General features: G+C 59.5%; 18 protein-coding genes and 3 tRNA genes. 17 read left to right on the top strand and 4 right to left on the bottom strand.

Going from position 1 to position 23,439, the window contains the following annotated elements; translation table 11 throughout:
- Positions 1-30: 30 nt before the first annotated feature.
- From C1711_RS05020 to C1711_RS04945, 16 genes are all read left to right on the top strand, one after another.
- On the top strand, positions 31-1,071 hold the full coding sequence (locus tag C1711_RS05020; protein ID WP_102338065.1) for a branched-chain amino acid aminotransferase: 1,041 nt from the start codon (positions 31-33) through the stop codon (positions 1,069-1,071).
- A 462-nt stretch (positions 1,072-1,533) separates the two neighbouring features.
- Entirely contained in the window at positions 1,534-3,387 is a 1,854-nt protein-coding gene (locus tag C1711_RS05015; RefSeq protein WP_102338064.1) for a carbon starvation CstA family protein, read from the top strand.
- A 206-nt stretch (positions 3,388-3,593) separates the two neighbouring features.
- A tRNA-Ile gene (locus tag C1711_RS05010) sits at positions 3,594-3,670 on the top strand.
- A gap of 62 nt (positions 3,671-3,732) precedes the next feature.
- A tRNA-Ala gene (locus C1711_RS05005) sits at positions 3,733-3,808 on the top strand.
- 865 nt (positions 3,809-4,673) lie between these two features.
- Entirely contained in the window at positions 4,674-5,129 is a 456-nt protein-coding gene (locus C1711_RS05000) for a hypothetical protein (protein WP_102338063.1), read from the top strand.
- A 113-nt stretch (positions 5,130-5,242) separates the two neighbouring features.
- Positions 5,243-7,072 (top strand): translational GTPase TypA, encoded by a 1,830-nt coding sequence (gene typA / locus C1711_RS04995; RefSeq protein ID WP_102338062.1) that lies wholly within the window; start codon positions 5,243-5,245, stop codon positions 7,070-7,072.
- 12 nt (positions 7,073-7,084) lie between these two features.
- A complete protein-coding gene (locus tag C1711_RS04990; protein WP_102338061.1) occupies positions 7,085-7,357 on the top strand; it encodes a TIGR03905 family TSCPD domain-containing protein in 273 nt (90 codons plus the stop codon).
- 21 nt (positions 7,358-7,378) lie between these two features.
- The gene (locus C1711_RS04985) at positions 7,379-8,578 is read left to right on the top strand and encodes a hypothetical protein (RefSeq protein WP_102338060.1); all 1,200 of its coding nucleotides are present in this window, start codon (positions 7,379-7,381) and stop codon (positions 8,576-8,578) included.
- 338 nt (positions 8,579-8,916) lie between these two features.
- On the top strand, positions 8,917-9,633 hold the full coding sequence (locus C1711_RS04980; RefSeq protein ID WP_102338059.1) for a response regulator transcription factor: 717 nt from the start codon (positions 8,917-8,919) through the stop codon (positions 9,631-9,633).
- Positions 9,634-9,813: 180 nt separating this feature from the next.
- Entirely contained in the window at positions 9,814-11,574 is a 1,761-nt protein-coding gene (locus tag C1711_RS04975) for a sensor histidine kinase (protein ID WP_102338058.1), read from the top strand.
- Positions 11,575-11,674: 100 nt separating this feature from the next.
- Positions 11,675-12,568: a phosphoribosylaminoimidazolesuccinocarboxamide synthase gene (locus C1711_RS04970; protein WP_199824844.1), complete on the top strand. Its 894-nt coding sequence runs from the start codon at positions 11,675-11,677 to the stop codon at positions 12,566-12,568.
- Complete coding sequence (locus tag C1711_RS04965; protein ID WP_102338057.1) at positions 12,569-13,126, top strand: hypothetical protein; 558 nt, start codon at positions 12,569-12,571, stop codon at positions 13,124-13,126. It begins immediately after the preceding gene.
- Positions 13,127-13,285: 159 nt separating this feature from the next.
- A complete protein-coding gene (locus tag C1711_RS04960) occupies positions 13,286-14,566 on the top strand; it encodes an aminopeptidase (protein ID WP_102338583.1) in 1,281 nt (426 codons plus the stop codon).
- Between the two features lie 97 nt (positions 14,567-14,663).
- Positions 14,664-14,736: transfer RNA gene (locus tag C1711_RS04955), tRNA-Lys, on the top strand.
- A 471-nt stretch (positions 14,737-15,207) separates the two neighbouring features.
- Positions 15,208-15,684: a 5-(carboxyamino)imidazole ribonucleotide mutase gene (gene purE / locus C1711_RS04950; RefSeq protein WP_102338056.1), complete on the top strand. Its 477-nt coding sequence runs from the start codon at positions 15,208-15,210 to the stop codon at positions 15,682-15,684.
- Between the two features lie 453 nt (positions 15,685-16,137).
- On the top strand, positions 16,138-17,040 hold the full coding sequence (locus C1711_RS04945) for a class B sortase (RefSeq protein ID WP_234346262.1): 903 nt from the start codon (positions 16,138-16,140) through the stop codon (positions 17,038-17,040).
- A gap of 277 nt (positions 17,041-17,317) precedes the next feature.
- On the opposite strand, the gene C1711_RS04940 is transcribed toward C1711_RS04945, so the two are convergent.
- The 4 genes from C1711_RS04940 to pth all read right to left on the bottom strand — a co-directional run bounded on the left by C1711_RS04940 (position 17,318) and on the right by pth (position 22,206).
- Positions 17,318-18,661, bottom strand: coding sequence for a putative ABC transporter permease (locus C1711_RS04940; protein ID WP_102338055.1), 1,344 nt, complete (start codon positions 18,659-18,661; stop codon positions 17,318-17,320).
- A 509-nt stretch (positions 18,662-19,170) separates the two neighbouring features.
- On the bottom strand, positions 19,171-20,577 hold the full coding sequence (gene gltA / locus C1711_RS04935; RefSeq protein WP_102338054.1) for an NADPH-dependent glutamate synthase: 1,407 nt from the start codon (positions 20,575-20,577) through the stop codon (positions 19,171-19,173).
- The gene (locus C1711_RS04930) at positions 20,565-21,401 is read right to left on the bottom strand and encodes a sulfide/dihydroorotate dehydrogenase-like FAD/NAD-binding protein (protein WP_102338053.1); all 837 of its coding nucleotides are present in this window, start codon (positions 21,399-21,401) and stop codon (positions 20,565-20,567) included. Before C1711_RS04930 ends, gltA begins: the two co-directional genes overlap by 13 nt.
- Before the next feature lie 175 nt (positions 21,402-21,576).
- Positions 21,577-22,206 carry an aminoacyl-tRNA hydrolase gene (pth, locus tag C1711_RS04925; RefSeq protein ID WP_199824843.1) on the bottom strand — a complete coding sequence of 210 codons (630 nt, stop codon included), beginning with the start codon at positions 22,204-22,206 and terminating at the stop codon, positions 21,577-21,579.
- A gap of 373 nt (positions 22,207-22,579) precedes the next feature.
- Here pth and C1711_RS04920 point away from each other — a divergent pair, with 373 nt between their 5' ends.
- Positions 22,580-23,431, top strand: coding sequence for a tyrosine-type recombinase/integrase (locus tag C1711_RS04920; RefSeq protein ID WP_102338052.1), 852 nt, complete (start codon positions 22,580-22,582; stop codon positions 23,429-23,431).
- Positions 23,432-23,439: the final 8 nt, after the last annotated feature.

The following is a 23,439-nucleotide window of genomic DNA, read 5'->3' as shown; positions in this document are numbered from 1 at the left end:
CATTGCCGCATGCACGGAAAGGGGTTTGAGATGACAGTGGAAAAGAAAGACCTCGATTGGGGCAACCTGAGCTTCGGCTATATGAAAACCGACTACAGCTACGTGTCCAATTGGAAGGACGGCGCGTGGGACGAGGGCGACCTCACCACCGATCACTCCATCACGCTTTCCGAGTGCGCGGGCATCTTCCATTACTGCCAAGAGGTTTTCGAGGGACTCAAGGCATACACCACGAGCGACGGTTCCATCGTGTGCTTCCGTCCTGATATGAACGCGCAGCGCATGGCCGACTCCGCCGAGCGCCTGTGCATGCCGGTGTTCCCGCAGGACCGCTTCGTCGAGGCGGTCAAGCAGGTCGTCGAGGCCAATGCCGCATGGGTTCCGCCGTTCGGCTCTGGCGCGACGCTGTACGTGCGCCCGTTCATGATCGGCTCCGGCGAGGTCATCGGTGTGGCTCCGGCTCCCGAGTACCAGTTCCGCATCCTCGTGACGCCGGTCGGTCCGTATTTCAAGGGCGGCCTCAAGCCCATCAAGCTGCGCATTTCCGAGTACGATCGCGCCGCGCCGCACGGCACGGGCAATATCAAGGCGGGCCTCAACTACGCCATGAGCCTCAAGGCGGGCATGGAGGCGCACGCCGCCGGCTACGACGAGAACCTCTACCTCGATTCCGAGTCGCGCACGTATGTCGAGGAGACGGGCGGTGCCAACGTGCTGTTCGTAAAGGCCGACGGCACTCTCGTGGTGCCGCAGTCCCATACGGACTCCATCCTGCCCTCGATCACGCGTCGCTCGCTCGTGCAGGTCGCGCGCGATCTGGGTATCGCGGTCGATGAGCGCCCCGTCACGTGGGACGAGGTCAAGCAGGGCACCTTCGTGGAGTGCGGTTTGTGCGGCACGGCGGCCGTGGTCTCCCCGGTGGGCGAGATTCATGAAGGCGACCAGGTGGTGAGCTTCCCGGCCGGTCACGACGAGATCGGTCCGGTTATGGCGCGCCTGCGCGAGACGCTCAGGGGCATCCAGGACGGCGTGGTCGAGGACCAGCATGGCTGGGTATTCTCTATCGCATAGCGCTTGTCGTCGCATTTTACCTGCGCATACGTGATAATTTGAGACCCGCTTGCACACTACAGGCGGGTCTCGTTTTGTTCCGAGCCATGTACATCCGGGTGTCACATGGCAATGCAAGCTCGCCTGCTGCATCGTTTCGCAATCGAAATGCGGACGAAACATTTGTGCGCGCCCGTTGACTCCACTTTGATAAAGCGTACTATACTGCCCAACCGTTTGGGGCGCCTGAAGGAATGGGCGCAGCGGTAACAGAAAGGGTTTTCACCATGAGCATGCGTCGCCACGAGCTACTACTTGAGATTATTTCGATTGTTTAGCGTGGGCTGACGTATGGCCGCCCACGCTTTCGTGGGCGGTCGCGAACCGATAGGTTGTTTCGAGGGGGCCGTCGTTGTATGCGACGGCCCCTTTTTCTATGGCGCGATGTGGTTTGAGACCAAGATCTGAGGGAAGGAAAAGGAAATGAACGGAATCATGGTTATGGTGGTAGCTGCGGTGGTGCTCGCCGCCGGCTACGTTGGGTATGGCCGATGGCTTGCGGCTACTTGGGGCGTCGACACTGACGCCCTGACGCCTGCGCGTCGCATGGAGGATGGGCAGGACTTTTCTCCCGCCTCGCGCTTTACGGTATTCTCGCACCAGTTCAGCTCGATCTGCGGCGCGGGTCCTGTTACGGGCACCATCGTCGCGATGATGTTCGGCTGGTTGCCCGTGCTGCTGTGGGTCATGGTGGGCGGCATCTTTTTCGGCGCCGTGCACGATTTCGGTGCGCTGGTCGCCTCGATGAAGAATAACGGCAAGTCGCTGGCGCAGATTATCGAGAAGTACATTGGTCGAACGGGTCGCCGCCTATTCCTGCTGTTCTCCTGGATGTTCTGCATCATCGTCATCGCCGCCTTCACCTCGATGGTTTCCGGTACGTTCAAGATGACGCCGGATGCCACGGGCGCGGTTGACACGGCTGCATCGTACGCCGCCGGTTGCGCGGGCACCATCTCGATGCTCTTTACGTTTGTGGCAATCGCCTTCGGTTGGGCGTGCCGCACGTGGAGCCTCAGCGGTGTGCGCGAGTTCGTCGTTGCCGTTGCACTGATGGTTGCGATGTTTGCTGTTGGCATGCAGTTCCCCATCTACCTCGATGTCAATGGCTGGATCGCCGTGGTCATGGTGTACCTGGTGTTTGCCGCCGCCATGCCCATCCAGACGCTCAAGCAGCCGCGCGATTACCTCACCAGTATCATGATGATCGTCATGATCGCGTGTGCCGTGGTGGGCATCGTGGTGCTGGACGCAAAGGGCGAGGCCGTCATGACCGCCCCCATGGTCGTCGACGCCGACACCATGAACGCCCTTGCCGCTAACGGCACGCATGTCTTCCCGGTTTTGTTCGTGTCCGTTGCCTGCGGTGCCCTGTCCGGCTTCCACAGCCTGGTTTCTTCCGGCACCTCGTCCAAGCAGGTCGAGAAGGAGTCCGATGCGTTGCCGGTTGCCTATGGCGCCATGGTCATCGAGTCTTTCGTGGGTGTGCTTGCCGTTATCATCGCCGGTATCATGTTCTCCACGATGAACACCTCCGGCGCTGGCGGCGCTGCCGTCGGCACGCCGTTCCAGATCTTCTCCGCCGGTATTGCCCGTGGCATGACCTCCTTTGGCGTCAATGCCACGCTCGCTACGGTCTTCATGACCATGTGCGTTTCCGCACTGGCTCTGACCTCGCTTGATGCGGTGGCCCGCATCGCTCGTGCGTCCTTTACGGAGTTCTTCGCCTCAAGCAACGATGTGATCGCCGTTGAGAACGAGCGAACGGGCGTTATGCGCGTATTCGGCAACCCCTGGTTCGCGACTGTGGTCACGCTGGTTCCGGGCCTCGCCCTGACCTTTGGCGGCTACACCAATATCTGGCCGTTGTTCGGCGCTTCCAACCAGCTGCTCGGCGGTATGTGTATGATCACGCTGGCAGTGTTCTGCCGTTGCACGGGCCGCAAGGGTTGGATGCTCTACGTTCCCATTGCCTTCCTGCTGGTGTGCACCTTTACCTCGCTGGCCCAGAGCACGATGGGCTGCGTCAACGCGCTTATGGTCAGCGCCGCCCCTGAGGTACTTGCCACCTCGGGTCTGCAGCTCGTGTTTGCCGTGCTCTTGATGGCTCTGGGCGTTATCGTTTCGTGGAACTGCCTGCGTGAGCTGGTCACCAAGAAGCCTGGCTCCATGCCCGACGAGGAACCCGAGTGGACTGAGTTGGGCCGTGAGCACGTGGCTGCTTCCCAGAGGCGCTTCGCCGAAGCGCCGGTCTCCGGCGAAGGAGCCATGGCGTAGGTGATGCGCTGAGTCGTCGTGGTTCACGTTCGCTTGATCCGGTCCGAGCCGTGCTTGGATAGTGCATATATATTAGTTATGCAGAGCTGGTGGGACTTCATATAGGTCTTGCTAGCTCTGCCGTTATAGGTGCCTTTATTGAGAAAAATCTCCAAAAAAATGTGTTGACTCATACAGGCGTCTTGCGATATTATGACCCCTGCGTTGGACCTGTAGCTCAGTTGGTCAGAGCGTCCGGCTGATAACCGGGAGGTCACAAGTTCGAGCCTTGTCAGGTCCACCATCCTTTCGCAATAAACACCCCAGCGAGAGCCGAGTCGCCGCTGGGGTGTTTATTACTACAGTGGGGGTTTAGCTCAGCTGGGAGAGCGCGGGCTTTGCAAGCCTGAGGTCAGGGGTTCGATCCCCCTAACCTCCACCACACGAGATTGAGGCCGGGGCCGTGGCGCCCCGGCTTTTTTGTTTCCGGTGCACGGGATCGAACCCCGTTTGGGGCGTGGAGCTGAGGCGCCGCGCGAGCGGCGGCCAGCGCAGCGCGCGAGGGCCGCAAGGCCCGAAGCGGAGGGAGGGCGGCATTCAGGCCGCCCGGCGATCCCTTTCCTTCGCCACTATTTGAGTTGATGGGCAGGTCCGTGTGGCCTGCTTTTTCAAAAATGACGGAAATGCGCAAATCTTTTTCGACATGCTGAGTATAGGTAGATTCGGCACCCGTTCTACCTGCGGTTTTGCTATTTAAAATCACCGTCTACTCGGGAAGACGGAAACAATTTATGCATTTCCGTCATTTTTGTTTTCGCGCACGGAGCTCTTCTTCCGTTGCCTATGCTTTTCTGCGTTTTGGGAGCCTGAAAAGGCAGAAAAGCATAGGCAACGGCCCGTCGCCATAGGCAATGGCGACTTCTCCCAAGTTTTCTCGCCTGAGCGCATTGCGCCTCGCCCCAAATCGTGCGAAGTATGTGGTTTGTTGGAGAGACGTCGAGTAGACAGGGATTTTGCGCAAAGAAACCGCAGGTGGGGGAGTCGGCATTTTGCGGTCTACTCGGGGTGTCGGCTTGAAATCCCATACTTCGCGCGATTTGGGGCGCGACCCCATCTTACCTTCGGTAAAAACTGTCGATGCCTCCTGCTTCGTGCGATTTTGGGGCATGACTCTGCCGCCATGTCCTGTACTTCTCGCGATTTGGGCCGCTGCTGCGTTGCCAAGGTCACAAAGCGCGGCAAACGAACGCTGACGTGGTAAGCTATGAGCTGCAAAAATGATGAGCAGAACCAAAAGGAGTTGCCCCATGGCACAAGATTTGAACGATGCACCTCGGGACGAAGTATCTCCTGAGCTGGATGCTATGGTGTGCGATTTGCTGGATGACCTGCTCAACGCGCTCGCCGACGGCGAGGACCTGGGTGTCGTGCTCATTGCCGAGGACGCAAATGCCAATCGTTACCAGGCATCTTTCACTGAGGACGGCCCCGAGGAGTGCCTTGAGGGCGCACGCCATTTTGTGGAGACCAACGTTGCCGGCATCCAGTCCGATCACGTGGGCCCGCTCGACCGTTATGCCATCGCGTACGCAGGTGGCGTCGAGCTCGATTGCGAGTTCCAGGACGCCATTATCGTGAGCTTTTACCAGCGTGGTATGACGTGCGGCTATTCCGCATACGTGCTGTACGCCAACGCCGGTCAAGGGGAAAACTTTATGTGGAGCGACCCTGAACCTGCTGGTGAGGAGCCCGCGCTTTTCTAGAGCGAGTACAATACCGTCCGTAAAAGTTCGTATCTAAAGGCCGAAAGGCCCATGTTTTCGTCGGCGCCGCGGTTGCGTACGCCGCGCCGACCCATTGAGGAATAGGGGACCACATGCGCGTAGAGAACCTGCGAGATATCGCCATTATCGCCCACGTCGACCATGGCAAGACCACGCTGTGCGACAAGCTGCTGCGTGCGGCCGGCGCCTTCCGCTCCAATCAGGAAGTGCAGGACCGCGTGCTCGACTCCAACGATCAGGAGCGCGAGCGCGGCATCACCATCTTGGCCAAGAACATCTCCATCGACTACAACGGTGTGAAGATCAACATCATCGACACCCCGGGCCACGCCGACTTCGGCGGCGAGGTCGAGCGCGTGCTGCGTATGGCCGACGGCGCCCTGCTGCTGGTCGACGCCTTTGAGGGCCCCATGCCTCAGACCCGTTTCGTGCTGCGCCACGCCATCGACACCGGTCTGTCCATCATGATCGTCATCAATAAGATCGACCGTCCTGGCGCCGACCCCGAGAAGGCCTACAACGACTGCCTTGACCTCATGGCCGACCTCGGCGCCACCGACGAGCAGCTCGAGTTCGCCATGGAGCACGTCGTGTACTGCTCCGGCGTCAACGGCTATGCGCGTCTGGACCCCAACGACGACAACATGGACATGTATCCGCTGCTCGACATGATCATTGAAGACCTGCCCGCCCCCGATGTGGACATCGACGGCCCGCTTGCCATGCAGTGCGTGACCATCGACCACTCCAACTTCGTCGGCCGCATCGGCATCGGCCGCGTGTATTCCGGCACCATCCACACGGGTGACCAAATCCTCGTGGTCAAAAACGACGGCGAGCGCAAGACCGCCACGGTCAAGCAGCTCTTTACGTTCGACTACCTGGGCCGCACCGAGTGCTCCCAGGTCGAGGCAGGCGACATCGCCGCCGTTGTGGGCGTTGACAACACCGACATCGGCGACGTTTACACCGACCCCGAGAACCCCGTGGAGCTCGATCCCATCGAGATCGACCCGCCCACGCTTTCCATCGTGTTCGAGGCTTCGACCTCGCCGCTCGTGGGCCGCGAGGGCGACATCGTGGGCGCACGCCAGCTTAAGGAGCGCCTATTCAACGAGCGCGAGAACAACGTGACCATGCGCATCGAGGAACTCCCCGACAAGTCGGGCGTCGAGGTCTCCGGCCGCGGCATCCTGCATCTTTCCGTGCTCATGGAGAGCATGCGTCGCGAGGGCTATGAGTTCCAGGTGGGTCGCCCGCGCGTTCTGTACAAGAAGGACGACGCCGGCAATCGCCTCGAGCCCGTCGAGCAGGCCGTCGTCGAGTGTCCCGACGAGTACGCCGGCAAGGTCATCGAGATCTTCGGCAACTCCGGCGGCACCATGACCAGCATGGAGACGGGCACGTCCGTCACCCATGTCGAGTTCCGCATTCCCACGCGCGGCATCATGGGCCTGAAGAACCGCATCCTCAACGTGACCCATGGCGAGGGCGTCTTCTACCATACCTTCCTTGAGTACGGTCCGTACGCCGGCGAGATCGGCGCCCGCAAGAACGGCGCGATGATCGCCATGACCACCGAGAAGGCCGTTGCATATGCCCTGGGTACGCTGCAGGAGCGCGGCGCCCTGTTCGTCGAGCCCGGCACCGAGTGCTACGAGGGCATGCTCGTGGGCGAGCGCAACCAGCCCGGCGATATGGTCGTGAACATCGCGCGCACCAAGAACCTCGGCAACCAGCGCTCCTCCACCGCCGACATCTCGGTCCAGCTCGTTCCTCCGCGTACCTTCTCCCTCGAGGAGGCGCTGGAGTACATCATCGATGACGAGCTCGTCGAGATCACGCCCAAGAATATCCGCATGCGCAAGCGCCTGCTGAACGCCACCGACCGCAAGAAGGCCGCGAACCGCGCGATGAAGTAAGGGAGACCTTTGATGATCCAGCTTGATTTCAAGCCGCGTGGTGTGTGCTCGCGCAACATTCACGTTGAGATTTCGGACGATGGCGCCACGATCGAGCATGTGAGCTTTGAGGGCGGCTGCAACGGCAACCTTAAGGCGATCGGTAAGCTTGTGGCCGGTCAGCCGGTCGAGCACATCGTGGAGCTGCTTGAGGGTAACACCTGCGGCCCGCGCAAGACTTCCTGTGCCGACCAGCTCACGCGTGCGCTGCGCGAGGCGCAGGCGCAGGCTCCAACTCAGGCCTAGGCTTAAAAACCGAGGAGCACCATGCCCACCATCTCTCGTCGTAACCTTGTGAAAGGCACCGCCTTTGCCGGCGCGGCGATGGCCGCTGCCGGTCTGGTGGGCTGCTCAAACGACGCGGGCGAGGACGCCGGTCAGCAGTTTTCGGGTGAGCCGCAGGTTGTCGACGAGTCGAAGACGATAGACGTCACCGATGTTTATGAGAGCTCCGAGGAGATCATTGAACCGCAGTTCTCGTGGGACCTGCCTGTGGGCACCATCCCATTTCACTGCGACGGCGCTTGGGCGGCGCTGTTCATGGCCCCCGAAAGCGCTCATTCGGTTAACACGCTTGGTGTCATTTCCCTTGCAAGCGGCAACTGGAACACGCTGATTGCGGGTCCCACGCAGGGAAAATCTTTTGGATTTCATGACGTCCGCTGCGGCGACGGCGTGTTTGCCTGGGTCGAGATGGACTACGCGTCTGGGGCGTGGGTACTTATCGCCCAAGAGATGTCGAACGGCGAGTTGTTGGGCGACGCCGTGCAGCTGGACAAGGGCAACGTTGACTGGGAGCCCGCGCGTCTCACCGCGACCGGTAGCTCCGTGATTTGGCAGAAGATGCCCACGGCGTCCGGCAGCAAACGCGCCGAGCACTCGCATTGCCTCATGTGGTCGGTGGGGGATTCCGAGAGCACCGACCTGTTTGAGAGCCCCGGACGTTTTGCCACGGCCCCGCGCACCTGCGAGGGTATTTTGACCATCGTCCCGCGCGTCAAGGCGGACGAGGGCACGTTCTACGGCATAACCGCGCTCGACCTCAAGCACGATTCCAAGGTGCTCGACCAGATGGTTATGCCCGAAAACGTCCGTCCGTTCGAGGCAGTCTACATGGGTTCGAGCTTCGCATTCTCCGTTGAGGCGAACTACGGCTACGGCGGAAGTCTGGGCAGCATGGGTTCGTTCATTGGCCGCGAGGACGGTCCGTTTGTATCCATTCCGCGCGAGCCGTTGGCCTGCATTGCGGGAAAGGGAAGCCGTTACTTCGTCAAGGTGCGCTCTTCGCACTTTGTACTCGACACCGACAAGGAGACGCTCGGATATCTTTCCGCGCCTGACAAAACGCTCGAGTACGGGGATTATCCCGCCAGTGAGGGAACCACCGACCGCTTTGTCACGTACGCTACGGTGCGCGGGGACGATGGGCTTGCCGCATCGGTGCGTGTGAGGGTTTTCGCGCTATAGCTGCCAGGGAGAGTGGCGGCCTTGGAACGGCTTGTTCCTGCTCTGGCCCGGCCTCGCGGCGGTTTTGCGACGGCGCAGCGACAGTTCTTGCGGTGTCCCTTGGTGGTGTTTTGGCAACGCAGCGACAGTTTTGCGTTAACCTCTGATGGCTTCGCGATGGAATAACCCTGCGGCGGCTTTTCAAAGGCCTTGCACACATCCTGCTTTGTGTCGGGTTTATCGTGTCCACATTTCTGTTTGATTCAAAGGCGAATTGGGAATACTGCTGGTAAGTTATGTGTCGTCCATGTGTAGTAATATAGGACGACAGGTTATTATGCGAGACGAGGAGGCCGACTATGGCTTCAGATGCACGTAAGATTTTGTTGGTCGAAGACGAGAAAGCCATTCGTGATGCCGTTGCCGCGTACCTCGAGCGCGAGGGTTATTGGGTTGTGGGCGTTGGCGATGGCCAGTCCGCCGTCGAGGAGTTCGAGAAGCACCAGTTCGACCTCATCGTTTTGGACCTTATGCTTCCCAAGCTGTCGGGCGAGCGCGTGTGCCGAGCCATTCGCGATACCTCCGATGTGCCTATCATTATGCTGACCGCCAAGGGTGAGGTCGAGGACCGCATCATCGGACTCGAGCTCGGCGCCGACGACTACCTCATCAAGCCGTTCTCCCCGCGCGAGCTGGTCGCCCGCGTGCGCGCGCTGTTCCGTCGCACCCACCTGGCCGACGAGCCGCAGGTCGAGGTGCTCGACTTCGGTGACTTGGTGATTGACATCTCTGGCCACAAGATCCTGGTCGAGGGCCGCGAGGTCGACCTCACCGCTTCCGAGTTCAAGCTCCTCACCACGCTGGCGCGTCATCCGGGCCGCGTGTACAACCGCATGGAGCTCGTGGAGAAGGTCCTGGGCTACGACTTCGAGGGCTACGAGCGCACCATCGACTCGCACGTGAAGAACCTGCGCGCCAAGCTGGGGGATGACCCCAAGAAGCCCAAGTGGCTCTACACGGTTCACGGCGTGGGCTATCGCTTCGAGGCTCCCGCACAGCCGGCGGCCGACAAGTAAGACCGAGCACAGCCGGGCGTCAAACACAGGCGCCCGGCTTTTTTCTTTTGCGCATGCATTCGCGAAGTCGCTTCGGTGTGCGGGACCGTTTCGGTGTGGTTTGCGTGACCGTTTCGGTTTGTGGGATTGCGACGGCGAGCGGGGTCGCGGCAGCATGCGGGGTAGATTTGTGAGAGAGCAATGGCACGTCTGATCATCGGGTTTAACAAGCAAAATGAGCGCGACGCCTCCGCCAAGGCGAGTTGGAACACGCCGCATTCTGAGCCGCGTCACGGCATGACGTACGGTGGGCGCATGGCGCTCGCCTTTGCGTTGACGTCGCTGCTCACGGTGGGAATCTTGGGCGGTGTGGTCACTGTTGTGTGGGGCGGCGCCTTTTCCGACTACACGCGCGCCAACGTTGAGCTGATCGCGCAGGTCGCGGCCGAAAACCTCGCCGAGGGATATGACGAGAAGGGCACTTGGACAAAGGAAGCGATCCTCGCGGTGACCGAGTCCAGCACGATTTCGGACGATATCGGTATGCAGGTCACGGACGCCGACGGTCGGATTATGTATGACGACACGTGGCCTGCCGCATCGATGGCAACCTGGCTGGAAAAGAAACCCTCCAAGGATGAGCCTGTGGATGTTTCTGCCGGTCAGGAAGGGGAGGAGGCCACAGAGGGCAACGCCGCTGATGATGGTGTTTCCGCTGGGGAAGCGGGGGCGCAAAACGGCACCGCGTCCGATGATGCGGCAGCCGAGGCGAGCGCAGAGGGCGAGGGCAACACCTCATCTGCATCCGCATTGACAAATCAGCCCGAGGGCAGCGCCCCTTCCGGTGGCACGAGCCACGACCTTTCCCATAGCCCGGTTTCGACCGCCCCGACGGACTCCGAGTCCGCCGTCAACTTGCCCATCGTGAGCCAGGACGGTTCGACGGTGGGTCAGATCCGCCTGTGGGTGCTGGGATCAGATGCCCTGCTCACCAAGGCGGATACGGCGTTTCGCGAGCGTACCTTTAACGCGGTGAGCCTGGCTGCCGTTGTGGCGGTGGTCGCCTCCATCGCCGTGGGCTTTGTGGTCTCGACCATGTTCACGCACCCCGTGCGCACCATCACCGACACGGCGCGTCGCATCCGCGAAGGCGACCTTTCCGCGCGTACCAGCATGCGCGGCGACGACGAGATCGAGCAACTGGGCGAGACGTTCGACGAAATGGCGGCGAGCCTCGAGAGCGACCTTAAGCGCGAACGCCGCCTCACCTCCGACGTTGCCCACGAGCTGCGTACGCCGCTCATGGCCATGCAGGCCACGGTCGAGGCGATGCAAGACGGCGTGTATCCCACCGATTACGAGCACCTGGAGACGATCGCCTCCGAGACGCGTCGTTTGGCGCGCCTCGTGCAGCAGACGCTCGACCTCTCGCGCTTGGAAAACCACACGGCGCCCCTGCGGCTCGACCAGGTCGACATGCTCCAACTCACGCAGACCATCGTGAACAACCAGCATCAGCTGTTCCACAATAAGGACATCCATCTGCGCTTTGTTGACGAAACCCAAGGCCGACCCGCCATCATCACGTGCGATTCGGACATGATCACGCAGTGCATCATCAACCTCATGAGCAACGCTATGCGCTATACACCCGAGGGAGGATGGGTTGCGGTTTCGGTGTTCGGCGATCGCAAACATGTGATGGTTTCCGTGTCCGACACGGGCATCGGCATCGCCAAAGAGGATTTGGCCCGTATTTTCGGACGCTTCTGGCGCGCCGACGCGAGTCGCGCACGTGAGGCGGGCGGCCTGGGTGTCGGTCTTGCCGTGACCAAGCAGATCGTCGAGCGTCATCAGGGCTTCATTGCGGTAGAAAGCGAACTCGAAAAGGGCACGACTTTTACAATTCATTTACCACGTAGGTTGGAGGTGGATGACCCCTCCTCTGTAGTGACATACTAATCGACGGGCGATCAAGGAGGGGCACCTCCGTCGCCTCGCCTATAAGTATGCGTCGGCGTACGGATTTATCTGGCGCAACGATTTGTGAGGAGTGGTATGCATGAATTCTATGGAACGTCGTCCGGATTCCAGCGGTAAGGTTCGCGACATCTATGATGCCGGTGACAATCTGCTCATTGTGGCCTCTGACCGCATTTCGGCGTTTGACTATATCTTGCCGAGCGAGGTTCCCTACAAGGGCGAGATCCTCAACCGCATTTCTGCATTTTGGTTCAACAAATTTGCCGACTTGGTTCCCAACCACTTGGTGAGCATTTCAACGTCTGAGTTCCCCGTCGAGTTTGCCGAATACAGCGACTATCTGTCTGGACGCGCCATGCTGGTCAAGAAGGCGAAGCCCATCATGATCGAATGCATCGTGCGCGGCTACCTCACCGGTTCTGGCAAGAAGACCTACGACATCGACCATACAGATTGCGGCATTAAGCTGCCCGACGGCCTTACAGAGGCATCCAAGCTTCCCGAGCCGCTGTTTACCCCGTCAACCAAGGCGGCCTTGGGCGATCACGACGAAAACATCACGTTCGAGCGTTGCTGCGAGCTCGTGGGCGAGGACGTGGCGGAGCAAATCCGCGATTTCTCGCTCAAAATCTATCAGGCGGGCGCCGAGTATGCGGCAACGCGCGGCATTATTGTCGCGGATACCAAGTTCGAATTCGGTATCATTGATGGGAAGGTTACGCTCATCGACGAGTGCATGACCCCCGATTCCAGCCGATTTTGGCCTGCCGACGAGTACGAAGAAGGTACAGCCCAAAATAGCTACGATAAGCAGTACGTGCGCAATTGGCTGCTTGCCAACTGGGATTTCAAAGGGCCCGCACCGGCGCTGCCCCCCGAGGTCATCAAGGAGACGTCCGAGCGTTACATCGAAGCGTATGAGATAATCACAGGCGAGAAATTCGAGCCTATGAAAACAAAGGAGAGCAAGTAAGTGAGTACTCGTAGTCCGCAAAACAAGCGCAGCCAGGAGATGGCCCAGGGCAATCGAACCGGCATGGCGCGCAAGTCGGCTTCTTCTGCTAAGCCCGCACGTGAGGCCGCTGGTTCCGTGCGCGTCGTCCCGGCTTCTTCCAAGGCAAAGCGAGCCCAGCTCGAGCGTGGTGAGGACCTGTCCAAACTTTCCAAAGAGGAGCGCAAGGCCCGCAAAGCCGAGATCAATCGCGCCGAGGACCGCGTGTACGCGGTGGCCGATCAGATCATGAAGGAGAACCTCGATTATCGCAACTATCGCCGCGTTTGGTGGATGCTGATGATCCTGGGCGTCGTGTCGATTGTAATTGCTTGGATTGTGATGAGCATCGGTAAGGGCGATTCGAACTTCGCCCCGCTCCAACTGTCGCTCATCGTCGTGGCGTACGCTTCGATTATCGGTGCGTTTATCTTTGACATGGCGAAGATTCGTCCCATCCGCAATGCCGCCCGTGCCGAGGCACAGGGTATGAGCGAGTCGCGCAAGGATGAGGTGCTCAAGCGTCGCGCCGAGAAGTAGCGATGTGTTGCGGGCGGTACGTTTTGGGTAAACCTTGGACGTCCGTTGCAAATTGACGGGTATTGACGGCGCACGGAACAGCCTGTGCGCCGTTTTGCTCTAGATGGATCCTCGTGATTGGATACGTATCGTTTCGTGCTTTTGAGAGATTGGCTTCATATGTTTCAAGCAGAACTGACCGTTGAGGATGCTCGCGCGGGAATGAAAAAACTACGTCCCACGCTCGAGCGCTATGCCGACTTGGTGGTGCGCAAGGGTGTAAATGTGCAGCCCGGTCAAGAGGTCGTCGTTCAGGCTCCGGTCGAGACGGCGGATTTTTCGCGCATGCTCGTGGCACGTGCGTACGCTGCGGGTGCCAGTCATGTCACGATGATTTGGACTGACGACGTGGTGACGCGCCTAACGTACGAGAACGTTGAGACTTCCTGGTTTGAGACGGTTCCCGCTTGGCAGCGCGAGCAGCTCAATTCACTGGCAGAGTCGGGTGCTTGTTTCATCTTCGTCGAGGGAACCGACCCCGAGGCGCTCAAGGGCATCGACCCGGCAAAGCCCGCGGCGGCATCCAAGGCGCGAAACACCCAGTGCGATAAATTCCGTCATGGCATGGATTTCCTCATCAACCCGTGGTGCATTGCCGGTGCGCCTGTTGCCGCATGGGCACGCCAGGTGTTTCCGGGCGTGGAGGACGAGGTCGCAGTGTATGAGCTGTGGTGCGCCATCCTGTCGGTTTCGCGCGCGGACGGTGAGGACCCCGAGGCCGCTTGGGAGCTGCATAACGCCACGTTTGAGAAGAACCTGCGCTTCCTCAACGAAAAGCATTTCGACCGCCTGCACTACACGTCTGGAAACGGCACCGATTTGTGGGTCGGTATGACCGATCATCATATATGGGAGGGCGGCTCCTCGAGCACTGTCGGTGGCGTTTCGTACTTCCCCAACATTCCGACCGAGGAGGTCTTCTCCTCGCCGCACTGCGAGCGCGTGAACGGCATCGTGTATTCCGCCTTGCCGCTGGTACGCTTGGGAAACAAGATCGACCGCTTCTGGCTGCGGTTTGAAAACGGAAGCGTGGTCGATTTCGATGCCGAGGTCGGTCGCGATGCGCTTGCGAGCATTTTGGATACGGACGAGGGCGCGCGTAGGCTCGGCGAGGTAGCACTCATTTCCAAGAACACGCCGATTCGAGAGAGCGGCACGCTGTTCTATGACACGCTGTACGACGAGAACGCCAGCTGCCATTTGGCGCTCGGCGCAGGTTTTGCCGACTGCTATGAGGGCGGATTTGACATGACGGCCGTCGAGTTGCGTGAGCGCGGCGTGAATCAGAGCGCCACGCACGTCGACTTTATGATCGGCGCCGACGACCTTGACATCACAGGCGTTACGGCCGATGGCGAGGAGATTCCGATTTTCGTGAACGGCCAGTGGACCTGGGAGTAGAGCCGGGTTTTAGGCGAGAGCGAAGGGCGAAACGTCTGAGATACGCTGCTTACGGATTAGCTGTGCATGACGGAGGAAGTGGTACAATGTTTCGCGCGGGCCGTTAGCTCAGCTGGCAGAGCAGGGGACTTTTAATCCCAAGGCCCAGGGTTCGAACCCCTGACGGCCCACCCGCAATTGAGGACGCGAGGAGCGAAGACGCCCCTCGCGTTTTTGTTACCCGCGCAGGGGTTCGAACCCTGATCAGGGCGCGGAGCTGAGGAAACGCGAAGCCGTTTCCCAGCGCAGCGCGCGAGGGCCGAGAGGCCCGAAGCGAAAGGAGGGCGGCCGCGCCGCCCGGCGAACCCCTGACGGCCCACCCGTACAAGAGAACGCGAGGAGCGGTTTCGCCCCTCGCGTTTTTGTTTACCTTGCAGGGGTTCGAACCCTGCTCAGATTTTCTGTTCCCGCCCCATACTTCGCGCGATTTGGGACGCAGTCACGCAAATTAAGGCTAACCCGCACCGGAAAGATGATGGGAACCGCGCGGGGGAGGCCCAACCACTCGAGAAAACCGTGCACTTCTTTAGCGCCTTTTCCTTTGACGCTTCAGGTGGCTATACTTGCATGTGGTACTGCATAAAACCGACAGGGGAGGCACCATGGCCGAAAAGCAGAACGAAAAAACCCCGCTTGTGGGCATCATTATGGGATCGAAGTCCGACATGCCCGTTATGGAGGGCTGCACTGCCGAGCTCGAGGCTCTTGGTGTGCCGTACGAACTGGTAATTGCCAGCGCGCATCGCACTCCTGAGAAGGTTCACGAATGGGCTTCGACCGCCGCCGACCGTGGCATCAAGGTCATCATCGCCGCAGCTGGCAAGGCTGCTCATCTGGGCGGAGTCGTTGCCGCGTTTACGCCACTGCCGGTCATTGGCGTTCCCATGAAGACCAGCGATCTGGGCGGTATGGACTCGCTGCTTTCCATGGTGCAGATGCCTTCCGGCGTGCCGGTTGCCTGCGTTGCCATTAACGGTGCCAAGAACGCCGCAATTTATGCCACGCAGATTCTGGGCGCCACCATGCCTGAATACCGCGAGGTCGTGGTGCAGCTTAAAAAAGAAATGGCAGAGGCGTAGGTTATGGCTGAGACTGAAGGACGGCATTTCAAGGCAAAGCCCGAATCGGTTCCGTCCCATGAAAATGCCGCCCCTCAGGCGGGGGGTGCTAGTCACGCTGCCCATAAAATTGAACCGAATTCCGTGAATGCCCCTACGAGAAGGGTGCCTTCTCATGCAGCATCTTCCCAGCTAGAGAGCGTGTCTGCTCTGCATGGGGAAAAAGCCGCGCAAGGAAGTCGGTTCAAAAAAGCTGCAACTCCCAGTAGCTCAGGGCACAAGTTTAAGCGCTCGCATGCAAATGGCGCGCAACCTGCACGCAGCGCTGGAGGCCACGCGCAGGCTAGCCGCGCGCACGGTGTTCAGCCTGTTGCCGGCACGCAGCGACTCGGTGTCGTTTCCCGTGCAAACAATGGTGCCAATGCAGGTGCCCAGCGCCCCAACAGCGCTTCCCGTGCACAAAACAGCGGCACGGTGAGCGGAGTCAACCCTGTTGCGGGCGTTACGCGTGGGAACGTTACCAACCGTTCCGAAAAAACTCGCAATGCGCAGCGCGCGGGTTTCATGGGCAGCTCCAACCGTTCTCCGTATGCTGACACGGGTTCCAAGCGTGTTCCCAAGAAACCCAAGGGCAAGCGAGACATAATTTCGAAGGTGCTGCTCGGTATTGGATTGGCTCTGCTTCTGATTGCAGGAGGGTTGTTTGTCTACGCTCGGATGGGCTACAAACAGGCGTCTGATTACTACAACAGCATCGCTGACGATGTGCTTACGGATACGGGTGGCATTCCCGAGATTGATTTCGCAGCGCTCAAGGAAATCAGCGACGACGTTGTTGGTTGGATTTACATTCCCGATACCCCCGTCAACTATGTGGTTGCCCAGGGCGAAAGCAACGAGACGTATCTGCGCCACATGCTCAATGGCGAATACAACCAAAACGGCACCGTGTTCATGGACGTGGCTGACACTGCTCCGGGCATGATCGATCAGCAAACGACACTCTACGGTCATCACATGGAAGATGGCTCGATGTTCAAGTTCATCGACCAAACGCAGGACCAAAAGGTGTTCGATACCATAGACGAGCTCTACTACATCACCGACGGAAAGACGTATGTCTTAAAGCCGCTGTTCACCATGGTGGTGGAGGACACCTACCTGGACGCTCGCACTCCCAATTTCGAGAGCATCGACGAGTTCCATCAGTACCTGAATACGTCGCTGGGTAAGGCTCGCGCAAAGGCCAAAAACGCTTCGGATCGGATTGACAACGTCGATCACGTTATGACGCTTATCACGTGCGCCGGTGAAATCATTCCGCGTACGACGCGCGCCGGTATGGTGTGCGAGGTTGTCGACAGCTTCGAGAACTAGTTGCTGACCTGCCACAATATAAGCACGTTGCTAAAAAATCCCCCGTTTCTCACTGAAGGGAAGCGGGGGATTTGTTTGTGATTCCTTTTGGTTGACTATGCCGTCCTGCTGTTGTCTATGTTTTTCTGCATTATGGGCGTCCCAAAACGCAGAAAACCGCAGGCAACGGCAATCTGCCATAGGCAATGGTAATCGGCCATAGGCAACGGCAAGCTGCCATAGGCAGCGCCGGCTGTCGTACAGTTTCGGCTATGATCCAGCTGTCGCATAGTTTCGCCTACGCGCTCGTGGCGTGATTCTCCACGCGACTGGTGGTATCGGGGTGAATAGTCATGCTCTGGAAACGATTGGCCATGTACTCGTTGTCGTAGTGGTCGGCAAAGAACTGCTCGACCGGCGATGTTGGTGCAAGTCCGCTCTCGCGCGAGAACCAGCAGTCGAGCGCACCCAGCGTGAGGCAGCCATTGAGAATCATGAGGGCTGCGGTAATCGTTGTGAGCGAGTAGCGCATCTTCCAAGGAATCAGGTTGATGAGCGAAAGCAGGCGCGGCAGGCAAATCTTGATCCACACTACGCCAAGCGCACCCCACATGCAGGCAAATGGCAGCGACGTGCGGCCCGCATACAGGATAGCAACCGGATCGGGAACGCCGGGCATCAGCTCAAAGGGGTAGCTCCAGGCAATTGCGCCAAACGAGGTCTGCATCCACCAGCTTACCGCCGCTTCAAACGTACCGCCGATAACGGCGCTGACCACAAAGATGAGCAGGAAGTTCTTGTCGTAAAAGCGATTGAGCGCGATGGTGAGCAGCACGGCGCCAAATCCGTAAATCGGGGAGAACGGACCGTAGAGCATACCAGCGCGGTCTTGGTACACGCCTGGGTCCACCACTGCCATGTGGTAGATGACCTCGAGGATCAGGCCGAGTATGCAGCAGACGAAGAACACCCAGAACAGGTTGAAGAAGTTGAGTTTGATGTAGCCCTCGCCGGAAAGGTCGCGTCCGAGCATGCCCTCTTCCGCCGCCTCGCGGTCGATATAGTCCTGCAGGTGACGCTGGAATTCGCGCTCCTGGTGCAGGGTCGGATCGACCGTGGTGGAAATAACGATCAGGATGACGAGCTGGATACCGGGGCGGACGAGCTGAACGTTAAAGCCGCCCAGCATGATTTGCACGAGGATCTGGCCCACGGTGAGAACGGCAAGCACGTTTGCCCAACGTGCGGCATGGCGTCGCTCACTTTTCCACAGCTTACGGCCAAAGATGATGAGAACGATTGAAGTCACAAGTTCGAGCACCGCGCCAACCAACGCGACCGTGATGGTGAGTGTGATGTCGGTGCCGATGGTGACACCGTCAACGCCCGTATACAGCGCGAGGATGATCAGGCCGTAAAACAGAATCAAGGCCGGAAGCGAAAGTGCGCCATCAAGGAAGCACAGCGCGGCAAATATCTTCAGATAAATGGGGACTTTTTTGTTTGCCAGCGTGGTGGATGAGGTGCTCACGGCAGGCTTGGAGCCTTTGGGTTTGGGCGCAAAGTGCTGCGGAGAAGTCGAGGCATCGGAGGCGGATGGCTCCGAAGTGGCGCTCGAGATGTTGCTGTCGATATCTGCCATGTCGCTCCTAACGTTTGGGTCTGCGGAGACGGGCAATCTGATACATGATGCCCGCGCGTGTTCCGTGGCCGAGGGGTACGGTAAGACAGCGTTGGTGGGCAATTCGATACATCATACCAGAGCGGTGCATACAACTGTTGGGGGGCGAAAAACAGTGCGAGAATGCGGATGAACGTGTTGCCAAGGCACGAAGTTGACGGGTGTGGGAGGTGAAGAAGCGGAGATTGTCGGTGTGCTGCAGCGCAGGGAAAGGCCCATGCGAAAAAGTGGCGGCATTGGGTGGCGCAGCGACATTTTTCGAATCGCAAACACCAACAAAAAGCCCGCCGACCTTGTGGATCGACGGGCTTCGAAAGCTTGGATATGTTCGCTTGTCCAGGCCGAATGGCGACTGTCTGGTCAAGCCGGCGACTGCCCAATTCAGCCCGATCAAACCTGTTCAGGCTCAATCAAACCCGGGTATCGCTCGTCCAGCGGCCCATCCAGCGAAGCAACCCAACCGCGCGCTATTACTCGCCCAGGAGCTCCTTCTTCATGGAAGCGGCGGCCTTCTTGCCGGCGCCCATGGCGAGAATAACCGTAGCGGCGCCGGTCACGATGTCGCCGCCAGCCCACACCTTGGGGTTGGACGTACGGCCGTCCTCGTCGGCCTCGATGAGGCCCCAGCGGTTGAGCTCGACGTCGGCGCAGAGCTTGGCGAACGGGTTCGCGCGCGTGCCGATAGCCGTGACGGCAACGTCGCAGGGGATGCTGAACTCGGAGTTCGCCACGGCGACGGGACGACGACGACCGGAGGCATCCGGCTCGCCGAGCTCCATGCGCTCAAGCTCGACCTCTTTCACGAAGCCGTCCTCGCCAGCGTTGAAACGCAGCGGGCTGACGAGCTCGAGGATCTTCACGCCCTCCTGCTTGGCATGGTGGACCTCAGCCAGACGCGCGGGCATCTCGGCTTCGGTGCGGCGATACGCGAGGGTAACGCTCTCGGCGCCCAGGCGCAGCGCGGTACGGGCAGCGTCCATAGCGACGTTTCCGCCACCAAACACCACGACGTTCTTGCCGTGACGGATGGGGGTGTCGTACTCGGGGAAGTTGTAGGCGTGCATGAGGTTGGTGCGCGTGAGGTACTCGTTGGCGCAGTACACGCCGGGGAGGTTCTCGCCCGGGACATGCAGGAAGCGGGGGAGGCCAGCGCCCACGGCGAGGTACAGGGCGTCGAAGCCCTCCTCGTTGAAGAGCTCGTCAGCGTCGAACAGACGGCCGGCAACGGAGTTGTACTCAAAGTGAACGCCGAGCTGCTCGAGACCGTCGATCTCGCGCTTCACGATCGCCTTGGGCAGACGGAACTCGGGGATGCCGTAGGTGAGCACGCCGCCGCCGGTGAAGAACGCCTCGAACACGGTGACGTCAAAGCCCTCGCGAGCGAGCTCGCCGGCGCAGGCGATGCCGGAGGGGCCGGAACCCACGATGGCGACCTTCTTGCCGTTCTTGGGCTTGCACACGGGCGCCTTGCCGACCTCGCCGGCCATGTCGCCCACCATGCGCTCGAGCTGGCCGATAGCCACCGGCTCGCCCTTACGGCCCAGGATGCACTTGCCCTCGCACTGGTTCTCCTGCGGGCACACGCGGCCGCAGACGGAGGGAAGCAGGTTGTCGCCCTTGATGGTCTCGAGCGCACCGGTCCAGTCCTCTTCGCGAATCTTGGCGATGAAGTTGGGGATATGCACGCCCACCGGGCAGCCCTCCATGCAGAGGGGCTTCTTGCAGTCGAGGCAGCGGTTGGCCTCGGCGATGGCGTCTTCCTTGGTGAAGCCCGTGTCAACGGGGCGGAAATCGCACGCGCGCTCCGCAGGCGGCTCCTCGTTGGGAGCGGTACGGGGAGCGCCAATGTTGGGGCGATACTTCTTTACTTCTGGCATGCGCAAGCCTCCTTGTGGTGCTGGGTGGACGTTGCCTCTTCGGCGCGATAGCTCGCCTGACGTGCGGCAAGGTCGTCCCAGTCAACAGCACTGGCGTCGAAGTCGGGGCCGTCGACGCAGGCGAACTTGGTCTCGCCGTTTACCTCGACGCGGCAGCAACCGCACATGCCGGTGCCGTCGACCATGATGGGGTTCAGGCTGGCGATGATGGGAATCTTGTGCTCGCGGCAGGTCTTGGCGGAGAACTTCATCATGGGCACGGGGCCGACGCAGAAGGCGTGGTCGATGGAGTTGGTCTCGCACAGACGGGCCAGAGGCAGGGTGACAACACCCTTCTCGCCCATGGAGCCGTCATCGGTGGTGACGTACAGGCCGGCGAGCGGCAGCGCGTCGAACTGGTCGTGCAGGATCATGAGGTCCTTGGTTCGGGCGCCCATGATGACGTACACGTTCTTGCCCTGCTCGCACAGCATGCGTGCCACGGGGTAGGCGATGGCCAAGCCAACGCCGCCGCCCACGACGGCGACGGAATCGCCCTCGATCTCGGTGGGGCAACCCAGCGGACCGGTGACGTCCTGGATGAAGTCACCCTCGTTGAGCTGGGACAGGCACTCGGTGGTCTTGCCAACTACCATGAAGATGAACTCAATCCAGCCCTCTTCGGCATTCCAGTTGGCGAAGGTGAACGGCACGCGCTCGCCCGTCTCGTCGACACGCACCATGAGGAACTGGCCGGCGTGAGCCTTCTTAGCCATCCTCGGGGCGTGGACGCGGAACTCGAAGACCTTCTCCGAGAACTGCGTCTTTTTCAGGATCTCAAACATAGAACCCCTCTCTGACTGTTCGGAATCCATCGTTCTCGCAGGTAGCGGGTCAGATGCATTCCGCTTACAACCATTATGCGACGCGCGTGCGCGAGCATGCGCATACGGCGTTTAGTATACTCCAGCGATTCTATACGAATACTTACAGAGTCCGTGTTCTATCAAGTTGCTACAGCTAGTGCTTTCCGTTGCTCGCCGCTCCGCCGTTGACGTGGTCGCGGGCGAACACTACGCCGCGTGTCACTGCGAGCGCGGCCGCCTCGGCGGCATGTGCGCAGGTGATTTCAAAATCCTCGGCTTCGCGTGAACGCAGCTGTTTGAGCACGTAATCGGCAACGGCCATGCGTCCCGGGGGATCGCCGATGCCCACGCGCACGCGGCTGAAGTCACGGCTTCCCGTCTTGTCGATGATGGAACGCAACCCGTTGTGCCCGGCGTGCCCACCGCCCACTTTGATGCGCACGTCGCCCTCGGGTATGTCGAGTTCATCATGGATGACGAGCATTTCCTCGGGCTTGATTTTGTATTGCGCGCACAGCTTGGAGATGGGGCCGCCACTCGTGTTCATATAAGACTGCGGCTTAACAAGCACGACCTCGCGTTTGCCGCCCTCGGCTTCGGGGTCGTTGACTTTTATGAGCGCGACTTCGGCACCGGATTGGTTTTTCCAGTAGGACACGCCCGCCTGACTGGCGAGGATGTCGATGGAGCGAAAGCCCGCGTTGTGACGCGTGGCGGCGTATTCTTCTCCGGGGTTGCCCAGCCCAGCGACCAGACGGATCGGTTTTGGTTGTGCAGCAGCCATGGGGGCCTTCCTTGATTGTGTGCGAACTGTCCCATGATACCGCAGGCGCGAATGTGGCGGGAGAAACCTCCAAGTCGGAAAAGCCCTCTGAATCAATTGAATCAACGGCTCCTTGTGCAGACGCGCATCGGTGTGTTCCTCGGCACTTGTTTAACCCATTTTCGTTGCGCGTAATAACCCCCATTTCAGAAATATTTTATTAAATGGCAGGGGTTTACATAATCTTTAACAATTCATCGCGACTTAAAATTTACTGCTAAGGATACTTTTCTGTAAATATATTAGACGATATATAACGCTATCAAATTAGGAATGCTCGAATAAAAATAATAGTGCGCCATACTTCTTTTCACGTTTTAGAGAAAGGAAGCCTATGTTTCGACTACGCAGCTACCAGATTCGATCGGTTGAGGAATATGAGGCGTTTTTACGAGAACGAGAGTCGGCGCCGGCAACTGTTGAGAAGTACACGCGTTTCGTAAACCGCTTTATCACGTTCCTTTCGAACGAAGGACGTGTTTTGGACAAAGCCTCCGTGCTCGATTTCAAAGCGACGCTCATCAAGGAATACGCTCCCGCCACGGTTAATGTGGGAATCGCGGCAATCAACAGCTATCTCATGTGCTGCGGTGCGTTCGAGCTGAGGGCAAAGCGCCTTCGCGTTCAGGCAGACGAGTTTCGCAGCGCTACGCGTAACCTCACGAAAGGTGAATATCAAAAGCTTGTGCGGGCGGCAACGAAGTGCAGCAGCGAGCGGGATGCCTTGCTTGTGCAAGCCATCGGCTCAACGGGCGTGCGCGTGAGCGAGGTGCAGGCGATTACCGTTGAGGCTGCGAAGGAGCAGGTTGCCGTGATTGCCAACAAAGGCAAAGTCCGTCGCGTTTGGCTTCCAGAGGAGCTTTGCCGACGCATCGCGAGGTTTGCCCGTAAGCATCGCATTACCAGTGGTCCTGTATTCGTAAGCAAGACCGGCAAGCCGCTTGATCGCACGCGCATCTGGCGCATTCTAAAAGCGTTGGCGAAGCAAGCGGGGATAGACGCTCGGAAGGTGTTCCCGCACAACCTGCGTCACCTGTTTGCAACCGTGTTCTATCGCAAGCACAACGACATCGATTCCCTGAGCGCTGTACTCGGACATACGCGCGTGGAGACAACGCGGTTATATCTTGCTGCGGATGTGGCTCGCCGCAAAAAACAGGTTTCTTGTTTGAATTTATTAACATAGGCGCAAAA

The sequence above is a fragment of the Collinsella provencensis genome, assembly GCF_900199705.1.
Lineage (GTDB): Bacteria > Actinomycetota > Coriobacteriia > Coriobacteriales > Coriobacteriaceae > Collinsella > Collinsella provencensis.
The sequence above is the reverse complement of the archived record's forward strand: the minus strand, read 5'-3'. Positions and strand labels throughout refer to the sequence as shown.

Coding starts and splice junctions, on each gene's coding strand:
- purE (WP_102338056.1), top strand. CDS start 15,208: ATGGCCGAAAAGCAGAACGAAAAAACCCCGCTTGTGGGCATCATTATG.
- gltA (WP_102338054.1), bottom strand. CDS start 20,577: ATGCCAGAAGTAAAGAAGTATCGCCCCAACATTGGCGCTCCCCGTACC.
- C1711_RS05015 (WP_102338064.1), top strand. CDS start 1,534: ATGAACGGAATCATGGTTATGGTGGTAGCTGCGGTGGTGCTCGCCGCC.
- typA (WP_102338062.1), top strand. CDS start 5,243: ATGCGCGTAGAGAACCTGCGAGATATCGCCATTATCGCCCACGTCGAC.
- C1711_RS04920 (WP_102338052.1), top strand. CDS start 22,580: ATGTTTCGACTACGCAGCTACCAGATTCGATCGGTTGAGGAATATGAG.
- C1711_RS04960 (WP_102338583.1), top strand. CDS start 13,286: ATGTTTCAAGCAGAACTGACCGTTGAGGATGCTCGCGCGGGAATGAAA.
- C1711_RS04990 (WP_102338061.1), top strand. CDS start 7,085: ATGATCCAGCTTGATTTCAAGCCGCGTGGTGTGTGCTCGCGCAACATT.
- C1711_RS04930 (WP_102338053.1), bottom strand. CDS start 21,401: ATGTTTGAGATCCTGAAAAAGACGCAGTTCTCGGAGAAGGTCTTCGAG.
- C1711_RS04980 (WP_102338059.1), top strand. CDS start 8,917: ATGGCTTCAGATGCACGTAAGATTTTGTTGGTCGAAGACGAGAAAGCC.
- C1711_RS04970 (WP_199824844.1), top strand. CDS start 11,675: ATGAATTCTATGGAACGTCGTCCGGATTCCAGCGGTAAGGTTCGCGAC.
- C1711_RS04985 (WP_102338060.1), top strand. CDS start 7,379: ATGCCCACCATCTCTCGTCGTAACCTTGTGAAAGGCACCGCCTTTGCC.
- C1711_RS05020 (WP_102338065.1), top strand. CDS start 31: ATGACAGTGGAAAAGAAAGACCTCGATTGGGGCAACCTGAGCTTCGGC.
- C1711_RS05000 (WP_102338063.1), top strand. CDS start 4,674: ATGGCACAAGATTTGAACGATGCACCTCGGGACGAAGTATCTCCTGAG.
- pth (WP_199824843.1), bottom strand. CDS start 22,206: ATGGCTGCTGCACAACCAAAACCGATCCGTCTGGTCGCTGGGCTGGGC.
- C1711_RS04940 (WP_102338055.1), bottom strand. CDS start 18,661: ATGGCAGATATCGACAGCAACATCTCGAGCGCCACTTCGGAGCCATCC.
- C1711_RS04975 (WP_102338058.1), top strand. CDS start 9,814: ATGGCACGTCTGATCATCGGGTTTAACAAGCAAAATGAGCGCGACGCC.